Raw genomic sequence first — 14,061 nt, forward strand, 5'->3', positions numbered from 1 at the left:
TCATAAAAATATTTTGTTGAACCGTCCCGCCAAAGGAGAGTTGCTCATATGAAAGCGAAAACCCCCGCAGCTTGGGAACATGTACAGCTTGCTGCAAAGCTGGCAGATTTGAAGGATGACCACTACCGTACCGTTCTTACCTTAAGCGCAATGCTAGAGATATTCATAGAGAAGGGCATCATTACGAGAGAAGAGCTCAGCTCCAAAGCCGATGCGCTTGATGCGCAGCTGGAATCGCTTATTTCCGCTTCACTTCATCCCATGGCGTAGGCCTGTCATGGTATGTAGCACGCAGCGGATGCTCTTCCTTCTTATAAAATATTCCGTTATCCTCTAATATTGTATTCACGGTCAGCATCGCTAAATCCATTAAGTTATGATCAAGACTCAAATGAGCCAAATAGACACGTTTCGTTCGGTCCGTCATGAGCTCAAGCAAGGCTTCGCCTGCCGCTACATTCGATAAGTGACCTACATCGCTTAAAATACGACGCTTCGTATTCCATGGGTAACGTCCCATTCGAAGCATCTCGGTATCGTGGTTCGCTTCCAGCACAAGTACATCTGAATCAATGATCTGACGCTTGACCTTCTCGCTTATATACCCAAGATCGGTTGCAAGACTAAGCTTCTCGCCATCCTCTACGAAGCTGTAGCCTACCGGCTCCGCCGCATCATGCGAGATTGGATAGGATTGCACCATCATCGACCCGCAGGCGATCTCCTCGCATGTCTCCATTATGACACGATTCTCTGCGGCAATGGTACCGACATGTCTTTCCATTGCAGCCCATGTTGCCTCATTCGCATAAATGGGCAAGTTATACTTTCTTGCGAAAGCGCCCAAGCCTTTAATATGATCGGAATGCTCATGCGTAACAAACAACGCGTCCAATTGATGGCCCGTTATTCCCCGCTCGCGCATTAGCTCATCCAGCTTCTTCGCGCTCATTCCCGCATCAACAATGACCGTCTTCTCGTTCCCCTGTACAATTGTTGCATTCCCGGTCGAGCCGCTCCCAAGTACTGTAAATCGAAGTCCCATAATCGCTCTTTCCTGTCCCTTCTCCCGCTCCCGTTAACGTAAACCGTTCGCTGCCGCTTCCCCTTGCTCTTCATCCGTTGCAACCTCGCCGCTTATTGCGTGTACATAAAGCAAATGGCCATTTTCAAGCATAACCCGCCATGATGGCACCGATACTTGCTTCTCCGAATCGAAGATTTGACCTTTATAGCCAAGCTGAATATCAGAGATGACTGCCCCATCCGGCAAATAGGTTTCAATTAAGCTCGCCATTACCTTCGCGGCCGGCAGCACCTGCTTTGCTTCTCCCGTTCCGAGCAGCTCTACGCGGTCCTGCAAAAAGGAGGTTATTTTTTGATTGCTAATATACAGCGTCAGCTTCACATCGAACATCGGACGACCATCGACTACGCGATATAAGACGAATTTGTCCACGCTGCTGTTCAGCAGATCGAATGCATATTGATCAAGCTCGGGAATTTTGTCCCCTAAAGTCTTTACTAGCTGTGTCTTCGAATAAATAATCGTACTATCTACAGGCTTGTCCAGTATGACAGGCTCCGCATTTTTGCGGCTGTCAGAGTGAAGCAAGTATGTTAAGTCCCCAAGCTCCGGCGTTTCCAGCGGCAGATTGGCTTCAAGCGAAATACGCTTCTGCTGCATAAGCAGCACCTTATCCTGCGGCAGCTCTGCCGAATTTACATTAATGTTCAGCTGCTCCCGGATATCCAGCCACAGCTGGTAGCCCAACAAAATATTGAGCAGCAAAAACGAAATAATAAGCACGTTTTTCGCCCGACCCCAATCCACTCGCCTTCACCCCCAACCGTCTATACTATCGCATATCGCCGGCATTTCCAGTGAGCAGCTGCATCGTTCCTCCGGCAGCCCAGCTGACAGCACCCGCGCCGCCTTCTGCCGTTGCACCTAAATCATCCTTCGTGCTGCCATCCGCCCCTTGCTCTTCGGCATCAACCTGCTTAGATGGCTCAAATCCGATCGGATATGCCTCTACCAGCACCTCTTCTGTGCCATCGTTGAGACGAACAGCCCACACCGGTATAAACCGCAGTCGCTTATCATCCACAGGCGCTGCTTGCAGCGCTGGGAATAAAGCTTTTACGTCATCACGCTTTCTGTAATTTTCGAGATTGTTTTGCAGTTCCTCGCCGCCTTGCAGCCACCGAACATTACGTGATTCCGATTGCGAGCCAATCGTAATAAGCGATCTTGCATATTCCGTTACGACACCTTGCTGCAGCGTCAGCTTCATATACCCATAGCGGAACGGCGGCGTCTCAATGACAGGATACTGCTCCACGTACTGTTTAAATCGGATATACTTTCCTTCCTCTCCCGGCATCGCAACGAACCGGTGAACGCCATCCCAGCCGCCATGCTGGTTCACAAAATCTACCGAAGCATACACGTTGTCGCTGAGCAGATTTTCCGTAATTTGCGGCGCGCTTGGATCGGTATAGCTAATCCACTTGCCATTTTGCTCCACCTGCAAGCCCCGCTTGCCATCGGTGTAGATTTGTGAGCCGCTTCGATCCTCGATTGCTCTTGTCGTGCTTGGATCGAACAAGCTTCGCTGCATCAAATCAGGCGAATAAGTCTCATAAGCAAATACCATTTCCTTTGACTGAATTGGTGCAGCCGGGAGATAGAGACCGTCCGCCGTCATCGTATACTTGGGCTGGAATTGCCCGAAGCCTACGTAATCCTGCACGTCGCGTACCGTAAGATCCGCGCGAACCGACTCATAGACCATTTGGCCGTCCGCACTGAAGAAGAAGGTTCGCACTTCCTCTGAGCCTGTCGTCTTAAAAATCCAGATCCGATCAATCGTCTCGTTCAAGAACAGCAGATCGCCCTCAAGCTTAAGCAGCTTTTGCAGCAGCTCAACCGGAATGCCGTTATCGAACCGCAGCTCGATGCCGATATCGTTCTTCCGGATCTCCTCCCAGTTCAGCACGTCCGAAGGGTTTCGCTGGAAGCCCTTAAATTCTCTACCCTGAATGCGCTGATTAAGAATCATGTCATAGAACTGGGTACCCGGATAAATCACAGTATGCTTGTTGCTGCCCAGATGAATGACGAGCTCCTCTGGAAAAATAACGCTCTCCACGCTCGTCGCCGGCCCCATCGGCTCTGCGTTGAATAATTCCTGGTCGCTTCTTACCGTAGCGCCTAGGCCAGGCATGCTGTAGGCAAGCAGATAGCTTTGCAGGAGGCTGAGTGCCACTAGCACGATCAGCGTTGTCGTTTTTATTTTTTCCTTCATGAAGGCTCACCCCCTTCCTGCAGCAGCGGGAGGGTGAATGTAACCGCAGTTCCTTCATTGAGCTCGGAAGAGAGAGAAATCGTACCGCCATGCGCCTTCACAATTTCCCGGGCAATTGAAAGTCCGAGCCCCGTGCCGCCCATATTGCGCGAGCGTGCCTTGTCCACACGATAGAAGCGGTCAAAAATACGAGTAAGATCCTTTTTTGGAATACCGATCCCGGTATCCTTCACGCTAATCGCCATGAATGCCGAATCCGCCGGCTGCTTCGCCGTTAACTCAATCGTTCCACCGTCCAGCGTGTATTTGATCGCATTGGAAAATAAATTATCAAGCACTTGATCGATTTGATCGCGGTCAAGCCATGCGAACTCAAGCCCGCGGTCCACCCGTACCTCCGCTTTAATCGACTTCTGCCGAAGCTGGAAGGAGAAGCGGTCAGCCACCTCGTCGAGCATATCATGCACGTTGGTCTGCCTTCGCCGAAGCGGCGCTTGGTTGGAATCGAGACGAGACAAATGCAGCAAATCGGTTACGAGCCTAATCATGCGCTCGGTCTCATTGCGGATGACGCCGACGAAGCGCTCGGATAGCTCACGCTCTTCAAGCGCACCATCGTTAAGCGCCTCTGCATAGCTCTTGATTGTCGTAAGCGGTGTCCGCAGCTCATGCGAAACGTTCGCAACGAACTGGCGGCGCGACTGCTCCAGCTTCTCCTGCTCTGTTACATCCTGCAGCACCGCAATCGTACCCGTTGTCCCTTTATCTCGACGATGAATAGGCGTAAAAGTTGCACGCAGCAGCCCTTCGTTGCCCTCGCCAAGCTCCTGCTCATCGAAATTACGCTCAATAAGCATCGTTTGACCGCGCCCTTGCTGCAGCTCAGACAATCTCTCCTCGGACAAATCAAACAGCTCGGACAGTGCGCAGCCTTCGCAGGTGCGTACGTCCAGCAGTTCGAGCGCCCTACGGTTCCATACGATCACCTTGCCGTTCTCATCCGCTGCAACCACGCCATCGCTCATGTTGGAGAGGATCGAAGCAAGCTTCTCATTCTCCTCTTCATTGACCGATAATGCTTCCTTGAGCCGAATCGTCATGTCGTTGAACGCCTTGCTCAGGCTGCCGATCTCATCATCGCCAAGCACCGGCACCTGAAGATCAAATTTTCCTTGCGCAACCGCCTCTGCTTGCTTGGTCAGACCTTGAATCGGACTTGTGATGGTGTGGGCGAGCAATACGCCAAGCACCCCTGTAAGGCCAAGCGCAATTAACGTCCCCGAGAAAAAGATTTGGTTGACCCGGTTCACCGTCTTGTACAGCTCGTTCATGGACGCTACGACATACACCACGCCAACGACCTTGTTGTCGTTTATCGTTACCGGCTGCGCAATCATCTTCATGCGCGTATTATCCTCATCTATAATTTCTTGCTCGTTATCGGTAATATTTTGAAGCGCCCTGCTCACGGCAAGCGATTTGTTCTTCTTCCCGATATACGACTGATTGCCCTGTACGGAGGTCGCTACCACCTTGGCGTTCGAATCCAGCACCTGTACCTCAGCACCGGTAATACTGAACAGATTTTGAACGACAAGGCTGAGATCCTCTGTCGTGCTCTCCGGAGAATCGCCTTCGGTTTCAGGCTTTGCCGCTAAGCTCGGAGCTGCGAATTTGGACAAAATATCTGCCTGCTCCTTCAAATTGTTCGTGAAGCTGTCGATTAACGAATTTTTGACGGTGCTAATAAAATAAACGCCGATGAGCTGCATCGCCACCAGGATGAGCAGCAAATAAATAATGACCAGCTTAACCTGAATCGTACGGAAGAAGCTCTTTCCCTTCATCCTTAACCGAGGCCTCCAGATTTGGAGTTGCGCATCATGTAGCCAAGACCCCGCCGGGTCATAATGTACTCGGGACGACTCGGATCATCCTCGATTTTCTCGCGCAGCCTGCGAATCGTCACGTCGACCGTTCGCACATCCCCGAAATATTCGAATCCCCATACCGCTTGCAGCAAATGCTCGCGCGTCATCACCTTGCCGCTATTGCGAGCCATATAGTAAACGAGCTCATACTCGCGATGAGTCAGATCAAGCGGCTCGCCATCCTTATAAACTACATACATATCCGTATCAATAAATAAGTTAAACAGCTTAAAGCCTTGCTGTTCTTGCTCGGCTGGCGCTTCGGCAGCGCCGGCATTGTCTTCACCGGAGCCTGCCGGCTTCTGCTGCCTGCGCAAATGAGCCTTCACCCGTGCCAGCAGCTCCCTTGTGCTGAACGGCTTCGTCACATAATCATCCGCGCCAAGCTCAAGCCCCAGCACCTTATCAATTTCCGTATCTTTGGCCGTTAGCATAATAATCGGCATTTGCAGCTTGGCTCGCACCTCGCGGCATACATCCATGCCATCCTTCACAGGCAGCATCAAGTCTAGCAAAATCAGATCCGGCAGCTCCTCGAATGCAAGCCTCACCGCTTCTCCGCCATCGAACGCGCAGATCACCTGATGCCCTTCCTTTTCCAAGTTAAACTTTATAATATCTGCTATCGGCTGTTCGTCATCGACCACTAATATTTTTCCGTGCATCGCTACACCCGCCCGTCGCTTGTCCTTTTTTTGATTACCTTCTATTTTAACACACGTTATCCATTAGTTCACAATGAAACTTCCCTCATGTTAGCAAGGTTTTTCCTGAAGCGCTCTGCTCTGCCCTAATAAAAAAAGAGAATCGCTTCGCAGTGCGCGAAAGTGATTCTCCGAGGTTGAAATGGGGTATAAAATTATAAGTACTTTAACGGATTTTGCATTGCGCCGTTTTTATGCACTTCAAAATGCAAATGAACGCCAGTCGAGTTGCCCGTGCTGCCCATAATGCCGATTGTATCGCCTTTTTCGACAATGTCGCCTACGCTCGATTTGTAAGAGCTTAAGTGACCATAGACTGTCTTATAGCCGTTCTTATGGTTAACAATAATCGCTTTGCCAAGACCCGGCTTCGTGCCGACGAACTCAACTACGCCTGTGTCTGCTGCATGAATGTTCTTGTTTCCTGTGAGATCGATGCCGCTATGCATCCGTCCCCAGCGCTTTCCGAACTTGCTTGTCAGTCTGGAGCCCGATACAGGCATCGCGAAGTTTCCTGATCCTTCGCCCAAAACAACCTTAGTGCCTCGCTCCACGATTTTCGGCTTCGCTTCCTTAATGACTTCCTTCGAAAGCAGCTCTTCGGTCACGACGTAACCGTTCTGCTTCACGATGCGATAAGTCATTCGCTTAGAGCCTGCTGATCCTAGTGAGAGAGTCTTCGACTCGCCAACGCGCATACTCGCATTTTTCTTCACTTCAACCGGCGGCTCGATCGTCTCGACCTCTACTAAATTCTCAACCGTCTTAACCGTTAGCTCTGGCTGGAGCACCGTCAAATCGAGAACATCGCCGACTGTAATTTTGTCGTCCTTAATCCAAGCATTGTTCTTATAAATAACCTCAGGTGAAATATCGAACCTCTGCGCGATACAGCCGACGCAGTCGCCTTCTTGCACCGTATATTTCGTTGGTTTAATGCTGCCCTGAACGAGCATTTTGTATATCGCTTCCGCTTCCATGATCTGCTGCGGATCGGTATCAATCGACTCCGTCATGACGGCCTCGATAAATTCGACCTCCGTTATCTCGCGGCCAGGCACCTTGGATGCAGCTTTTGTCTCTTCTTCTGGTACAGCCGCTGCTCTTGAATCGAATGAGAGCGATTTAACTTCCTTTGAATCCTTCTTCGAAGCAACAAGCTTAGGTGCAAACTTGCTTTGTACGCGAAGCAATATCGCATCTGCCGTCTGCTGGTCTTTCACGATACCGATTACTTTACCGTCAACCTTCACCTCAACGCCAACCGCGTGAGCAGTGAACATTCCTTCAAGCTTGTCCAACGTAACATCCGTTTCAGGCGTTCCTTTGAATGCGCTATCTGCCTCGTATGTAATCGTTCCTGTATCCAGCACCATATTAATGCCAGGATTAGCTTGCTGAGCTTCCTCTGTTTCTAACAAAACAAGCTGCTCCACTTGATCTGGATCACTTACGGTCCCAACAGGTGCTCCATTCATATATACGTTATAAAATTCGACTGTGTTTGCTTGGACATATTGGATTCCGCTGAATCCGGCTACTGTGAGGAGTACGAGCGCCCCGCCCGCTAGCTGTACCGGCTTCTTGCGCCATAAAGACGTGTTTGCCTTGCCGCTTGCGGATTGTTGCTGTGTCTTGCCATTCAAGTGTTGCGATCGGTCATGCCGAAAGTACTGTATCGCTTGATTCCATACCTTCTGAATCCGACCTTGGTCCCTGAAAACGGTCATGATTTTCTCCTTTTCGCGCTAATGCTACTTTTTTTCCGGCTTCCGACATCAAAAAATACAAAAAAGACGAATTATCCTGTCGGATCACTCGCCTAATACTTTAACATACGCCCAACAATTGGGGCAACCTTTACCCTATCTTAAAATATTAATATTTTTTCAGAATGTCCATCATCTGACCGTATTCGGTCTTGTCGAGATGCTGTGCCATGATTTGCTGAATCGCCGTCAGCTCTTGTTCTGTCAGCCCATTTTCAACATATTGAGAGATCGTTTGCAATGATTCCTGGGGCAGCTTGGTCATCAATAGTTCGAACAGCGCCTCCTTGTCGTCATCGCTCATTTGCTCCTTTACCTCGGTCAAATCATCGGTCGTCATCGCCGTTTCGGTATCATCAGCCGACATACCCGCTTCGGTATCATCCGTGCCTGCTGTTCCCTCCTGCACCTCTCCGCCACCTGCCGCAGCACCTCCACCCGCCTGTGTACCGCCTCCAATGCCAATATCTGTTAACGGAGGATCAGTAGCCTCGCTAAACGCATCTACCGATGCTGGAGGCTCGCTCTGCTCATTCGTGCCCGTTTGAGAATCAGGCGTTTCCTCTTTGGAGCCTTGTGTTTCATCATGAATAGGCGGAGTCTCTTCTTTCCCAGCCGTATCCGTCGTTACGAGCGGATCCGCGCCCCAGAGCTTCCCCCAAACGCCTGTCATCGCCATCGGCGGCACCTCAAGCGGCAAATTAAACTGTTTTAGCAGCGTTTCTACATAACTTGTAACAATATAGCCCGTCGTCCATATCGACAAAAAGCTTAAAATCAATCCTGCCGCAACTAATTTTCCGAGCCATCCGATTCTCTTTAACACGCTCGCACCAATCCTCTCGATCAGCAGCCGAAGGTTGCCCTTTCTATCAGCTGCTATTTCCCATAATCTGTTACATACTATTATGGTCAAGTTTAGAGAGAGACATTCCCTCCTCACGGGCTATATTCCAAAGACAAACAAAAAAAAGGATGACCTCAAGGGCCATCCTTCGTTAAGCTCATATTTATTCGTAGATCGGACGAACCGGGTTTGTCTGCTCGCGGTTGCGGCCTACCGAGAAGATCGCAATCGGAATGCCTGTAAGCTCGGATACGCGGTTCAAGTAGTTGCGCGTATTTACCGGAAGATCGTCGAGCGTTTTTGCGCCGGAGATGTCCTCAGACCAGCCTGGGTGCTCCTCATAGATCGCTTCGCACTCGGATACCATTTTCAGGCTTGCTGGATAAGTCTCGATAACCTCGCCGCGCAATTTGTAGCCTGTGCAAATCTTAACCGTTTCAAGACCTGTCAATACGTCAAGCGAGTTCAGGGACAGACCCGTAATACCGCTAACGCGGCGCGCGTGGCGGACAACAACCGTATCGAACCAGCCAACGCGGCGAGGACGGCCTGTTACCGTACCGTATTCATGGCCTTTGTCACGAATCAATTGACCGATCTCGTTATCCTGCTCCGTTGGGAACGGGCCATCGCCTACGCGAGTCGTGTACGCTTTGGCAACGCCGATAACTTGCTTGATTTTCGATGGACCAACGCCTGAACCGATACAAACGCCGCCTGCCGATGGGTTGGAGGATGTTACGTATGGATAAGTTCCTTGGTCGATATCAAGCATAACGCCTTGAGCGCCTTCAAATAGCACCTTCTGACCGGCATCGATTGCATCGTTCAGAATAACGGAAGTGTCGGATACATATGCACGCAGTACTTCAGCATAGCCGAGGTAGTCACGAACGATGGAGTCAGCATCAAGCGGCTCGCCGCCGTATACTTGCTCGATCAGTTGGTTTTTCTCAACGATTATGCTGCGAACTCTAGCTTCGAATTCCTCAGCGTCCATCAAATCAGCGATACGGATACCGTTGCGAGCCGCTTTGTCCATGTAGCAAGGGCCGATCCCTTTGCGTGTCGTACCGATCTTGTTATCGCCCTTGCGGTCTTCCTCAAGGCCGTCAAGCACAAGGTGGTAAGGCATAATCACATGCGCGCGATCGCTAATTTTCAAATTGTCGGTTGAGAAGCCATTATCATGAATATAGTTAATTTCGTCGATCAGCGCTTCTGGATTAATAACCATTCCGTTGCCGATAACGCAAGTTTTATTATGATTGAAAATACCCGATGGAATCATCGTCAATTTATATTTTTTGTTATCAATAAGGATCGTGTGTCCGGCATTGTTTCCTCCTTGGTAACGAGCGACGACGTCGGCTCCCTCTGCCAAGAAATCAGTGATTTTGCCTTTACCTTCGTCTCCCCACTGTGTACCAACAACAACAACCGTAGACATAATTATAACCCCCGTCCGGTGTTTATAAACACCGAAAATTACCGTCAAAATGCTGTAGCACGAAATTTCCTCCTTTTGAAGGCTTCATGTTTTCAGTCAAAAGACAGCATTAATAGTGTAGCAGTCCATCATCGAGAAGTCAAACTAAAAAACGAACAATTGCATAGCTACCCCTGCAATTGTTCGGATATTCATGATGCTTGCATCGGATCCTGATGCGCGCGGTCAATACTTACGAATTTATTGTATTTTTTCAGAAAGACCAGCTCTACCGTGCCTACCGGCCCATTCCGCTGCTTGGCGATAATGATCTCGATAATGTCTTTTTTCTCGGACTCTTTATCGTAGTAATCATCCCGGTACAGGAACGATACGATATCGGCATCTTGCTCGATCGACCCCGATTCCCGAAGGTCGGACATCATCGGACGCTTGTCCTGCCGCTGCTCAACGCCCCGGCTGAGCTGCGAGAGCGCGATAACCGGAACTTCAAGCTCACGCGCAATTTGCTTCAATGTACGCGATATTTCGGATACCTCTTGCTGCCTGTTCTCGCCCGCCTTGCCGCGGCCGGAAATAAGCTGCAAGTAGTCGATCAGAATCATGCCAAGCCCTTTTTCCTTCTTCAAGCGGCGGCATTTGGCGCGAATCTCGGCGACCGTAATCCCCGGCGTATCATCAATAAAGATTTGCGCCTCGGATAACGAGCCTATCGCCATCGTCAGCTTCTCCCAGTCGTCGCCCTCGAGGTGGCCTGTCCGCATGCGCTGCGCATCCACATTCGCTTCCGCGCAAATCATACGCTGAACAAGCTGTGCCGCTGACATCTCGAGACTGAAGATCGCGACGGTCTCGCGGGCGCGAACGCCTACGTTTTGGGCAATGTTAAGCGCAAATGCCGTTTTACCTACCGATGGACGGGCTGCGACGATAATAAGGTCACTCCGCTGGAAGCCCGCCGTCATCCGGTCTAGATCCGTGAAGCCTGACGGTATGCCCGTCGTGCCGCCTTTATTGGCGTACAGCTGCTCGACCTTCTCGAATACTTCCATCAACACATCGCGGATGGAAATAAACCCGCTGCCTGAGCGGCGATTCGATATTTCGAGAATTTTCTTCTCCGCGTCGCCGAGCAGCACCCCAACATCCTCCGAATTGGCATAACCATCGGATACGATGTTCGTCGCTGTTCGGATAAGCCGCCGCAGCATCGATTTCTCTTCTACGATTTGCGCGTAGTAATCGACGTTGGCCGCGGTCGGCACCGAATTGGCCAGCTTCGCCAAATAACTGACGCCGCCTATTTCTTCAAGCAAATGCTGATCCTGCAAATGCGCGGTCAAGGTTACGAGGTCAACCGGCTGGTTGTTCTCGGCGATCTCGACCATCGCCTCATAAATTTGTCGGTGAGGACCGCTGTAGAAGTCTTCGCTGCGCACCCGCTCCATCGCTGTAATAAGCGCTTCCGCTTGCAGCAATATCGCTCCGATGACAGCCTGTTCCGCTTCTAGGTTTTGCGGTGGAACACGGTCAAACATCAGCTCTGTACTCATGGGTCCCTCCTCAAAGGTTTTCGTAGAAAACCTACTTCGTAAGCATATGCCAAGGTTTTCGTAGAAAACCTACTTCTATTCCTCAGACACCTGAACGCTTAGCTTAGCTTTCACTTCAGGGTGAAGCTTAACCACAACCTGTGTAACGCCTAGCGTGCGAATCGGATCTTCCAGTTCGATTTTACGTTTATCGATTTTGATGCTTTGCGCTGCAAGAGCTTCGCCGATTTGCTTGCTTGTGATGGCGCCGAACAATCTTCCGCCCTCGCCAGCTTTTGTCTTAATGACTACCGTCATCTCTTCCATCTTCTTGCCAAGCGCCTCGGCATCTTCCTTTTCCTTCTCCTTGCGCTTTTGCTCAGAGGCATGCTGTACCTCAAGCGTCTTCAGATTGCCATCCGATGCCAGCTTCGCCAGCCCTTGCGGCAATAGAAAATTGCGCACATACCCTTCGGATAGATCCTTTACTTCCCCTTTTTTCCCTTGTCCTTTAACATCCTTCAAAAAGATCACTTTCATTCAAATAAACCCTCTTCCGTTTCAATTTCGTCCAAAACCCGCTTCAGACGCTCGGCTACTTCAGCCACTGATCCTTCAAGCTGAGCGGCAGCATTCGTTAAATGGCCGCCTCCGCCCATTCTCTCCATAACTACCTGCACGTTCATATGGCCCAGCGAACGCGCGCTGATGCCGATAAGACCGTCTTGTCGCTCCCCAATTACGAAGGAAGCAAGTATATCCGTCATATTCAGCAGCGTATCCGCCGATTGCGCGATGAGCAGCTGCGAATATTTACGACCGCTTTCCGTTACTGCAATAGCCACATGCTCGTAGAGCACCTCGGCATGCTTAATGATTTCCGCCTTGCGCACATACTCTTCAAGGTCTTCCTTCAACATTCGCTGAATCATCATCGAATCCGCCCCGTTGCGGCGGAGGAAGGAAGCAGCCTCAAACGTCCGAGCTCCCGTACGAAGCGAGAAGCTCTTCGTATCTACCGTAATACCGGCAAGCAGTGCCGTAGATTCCCTGACATCCAGCACGACGCGGTCATGAATGTACTGCAGCAGCTCCGTTACGAGCTCGCACGTTGATGAAGCGTAAGGCTCCATATACACAAGTATCGCATTCGCAATAAACTCCTCGCTGCGGCGATGATGATCCACGACAACGATGCGCTCCGTTTGCGTGAGCAGCTTCGGCTCCTTCACCATCGATACCTTATGCGTATCGACGACCACCGCAAGCGATTGCGGCGTAATAAGCGCGGAAGCTTGCTCTGGCGATACGAACCGCTTCGACAGCTTCTCGTCTTCCTTGATAAGCTCCATCATCTTCTGAATCGCCGGATTGACGCCTTCAAGGACGATATAAGCTTCTTTGCCAAATAGCTGCGCCGCCTTCATTACGCCGATCGCTGCACCGATTGCATCCATATCGGGCATCTTATGCCCCATAATGACAACGTTGTGGCTCTCTTTTATGAGATCACGCAGCGCATGAGCGACAACCCGCGCGCGCACGCGCGTCCGCTTCTCTACCGCATTGGATTTACCGCCATAGAAGGACTGGCGGCTTCCCACCTTAACGGCCGCCTGATCGCCGCCTCTTCCGAGCGCGATATCCAGGCTCATATGCGCCCATTGGCCAAGCTCAATGATGTGCTCGGCGCCCGCTGCGAAGCCAATGCTGAGCGTAACCGGGATTTTATGGTCGCCAGTAATTTCTCTCACTTCATCCAGAATAATAAATCTGGATTGCTCCAGATGCTTCAGCGTCTTCTGGTCGGTGACAAGCAGGAAACGGTCGGACGTTAATCTTTTCAAATAAACATGAAATTTTTGCGCCCATTCCGTAATCTCTGTCGTAACCTTCGAGAGCATGGAGCTGCGCTGATGATCGTCGAGGCCCTGCGTCACTTCCTCAAGGTTATCGATCATGACGACCCCTAGAACAAGCTTCTCATCATCGTATTTCCGCCCAAGCTGCCAGCGCTCCGTAATGTTTTGGACGTACAAAATCCGCTCCTTAGGCTTAAAGATGAGCTGGTACACGGAAGATCCGATCGTCGCTTCGATCGTACCACCCTCCCGCTCCTTCACCTGCTGCAAAGTCGGAAACAGCTCCGCAAGCGGCACGCCGATCACGTTTTCCCGCTCCACGATTCCTGCAATATAGGGATTATGCCATTCAACAATTCGATCTTCGTTATATAAAATAATGCCGAAAGGCAGCTCGCTCACAACATCGTTGCCCGCCTTCTTCACCCGATAGGACAACGTGCCCAAATACGATTTGAGATCTTTGCGGAACGCCCGCTCCGCCATCACGGTATAAAACAATACCCCGCCAGTCAGCAGCAGCCCGAGCAGTCCGAGCAGCCACTCGAACCAGGCAAGCGCCACCGACAGGAGCACCATTAAGACGAAAGCCCATATCTGATGCATGCCGTGCCAACGTGTTACCAAAAACTTAGGCATTTCCAATCCGCTCCTG

At 50.7% G+C, this 14,061-nt stretch carries 12 protein-coding genes; 1 reads left to right on the forward strand and 11 read right to left on the reverse strand.

Annotated elements, in window-relative coordinates; translation table 11 throughout:
* The first annotated feature begins 48 nt into the window (after positions 1-48).
* A complete protein-coding gene (locus AC2TDN_RS14055) occupies positions 49-270 on the forward strand; it encodes a hypothetical protein (protein WP_482066233.1) in 222 nt (73 codons plus the stop codon).
* Here AC2TDN_RS14055 and AC2TDN_RS14060 read toward each other — a convergent pair.
* The 11 genes from AC2TDN_RS14060 to AC2TDN_RS14110 all read right to left on the reverse strand — a co-directional run bounded on the left by AC2TDN_RS14060 (position 239) and on the right by AC2TDN_RS14110 (position 14,045).
* On the reverse strand, positions 239-1,045 hold the full coding sequence (locus AC2TDN_RS14060) for an MBL fold metallo-hydrolase (RefSeq protein WP_482066234.1): 807 nt from the start codon (positions 1,043-1,045) through the stop codon (positions 239-241). The two genes, AC2TDN_RS14055 and AC2TDN_RS14060, sit on opposite strands and share 32 nt — an antisense overlap.
* A 33-nt stretch (positions 1,046-1,078) precedes the next feature.
* The gene (gene yycI / locus AC2TDN_RS14065) at positions 1,079-1,834 is read right to left on the reverse strand and encodes a two-component system regulatory protein YycI (RefSeq protein ID WP_482066235.1); all 756 of its coding nucleotides are present in this window, start codon (positions 1,832-1,834) and stop codon (positions 1,079-1,081) included.
* A gap of 25 nt (positions 1,835-1,859) precedes the next feature.
* The gene (locus AC2TDN_RS14070; RefSeq protein ID WP_482066236.1) at positions 1,860-3,311 is read right to left on the reverse strand and encodes a YycH family regulatory protein; all 1,452 of its coding nucleotides are present in this window, start codon (positions 3,309-3,311) and stop codon (positions 1,860-1,862) included.
* On the reverse strand, positions 3,308-5,158 hold the full coding sequence (gene walK / locus AC2TDN_RS14075; protein WP_484688427.1) for a cell wall metabolism sensor histidine kinase WalK: 1,851 nt from the start codon (positions 5,156-5,158) through the stop codon (positions 3,308-3,310). The genes AC2TDN_RS14070 and walK overlap by 4 nt, the downstream gene beginning before the upstream one ends.
* 2 nt (positions 5,159-5,160) lie before the next feature.
* Positions 5,161-5,907: a response regulator YycF gene (yycF, locus tag AC2TDN_RS14080; RefSeq protein ID WP_482066238.1), complete on the reverse strand. Its 747-nt coding sequence runs from the start codon at positions 5,905-5,907 to the stop codon at positions 5,161-5,163.
* A 194-nt stretch (positions 5,908-6,101) separates the two neighbouring features.
* Positions 6,102-7,676 carry a peptidoglycan DD-metalloendopeptidase family protein gene (locus AC2TDN_RS14085; protein WP_484688428.1) on the reverse strand — a complete coding sequence of 525 codons (1,575 nt, stop codon included), beginning with the start codon at positions 7,674-7,676 and terminating at the stop codon, positions 6,102-6,104.
* A gap of 148 nt (positions 7,677-7,824) precedes the next feature.
* Positions 7,825-8,541, reverse strand: a complete 717-nt coding sequence (locus tag AC2TDN_RS14090; RefSeq protein ID WP_484688429.1) for a hypothetical protein — start codon at positions 8,539-8,541, stop codon at positions 7,825-7,827.
* Positions 8,542-8,725: 184 nt separating this feature from the next.
* On the reverse strand, positions 8,726-10,012 hold the full coding sequence (locus AC2TDN_RS14095; RefSeq protein ID WP_484688430.1) for an adenylosuccinate synthase: 1,287 nt from the start codon (positions 10,010-10,012) through the stop codon (positions 8,726-8,728).
* A gap of 191 nt (positions 10,013-10,203) precedes the next feature.
* On the reverse strand, positions 10,204-11,565 hold the full coding sequence (gene dnaB / locus AC2TDN_RS14100) for a replicative DNA helicase (RefSeq protein ID WP_482066243.1): 1,362 nt from the start codon (positions 11,563-11,565) through the stop codon (positions 10,204-10,206).
* A 75-nt stretch (positions 11,566-11,640) separates the two neighbouring features.
* Complete coding sequence (gene rplI / locus AC2TDN_RS14105; RefSeq protein ID WP_482066244.1) at positions 11,641-12,084, reverse strand: 50S ribosomal protein L9; 444 nt, start codon at positions 12,082-12,084, stop codon at positions 11,641-11,643.
* On the reverse strand, positions 12,081-14,045 hold the full coding sequence (locus AC2TDN_RS14110; RefSeq protein WP_482066245.1) for a DHH family phosphoesterase: 1,965 nt from the start codon (positions 14,043-14,045) through the stop codon (positions 12,081-12,083). Before AC2TDN_RS14110 ends, rplI begins: the two co-directional genes overlap by 4 nt.
* Between the last annotated feature and the right edge of the window lie 16 nt (positions 14,046-14,061).

It is taken from the genome of Paenibacillus sp. Y660 (assembly GCF_057221575.1).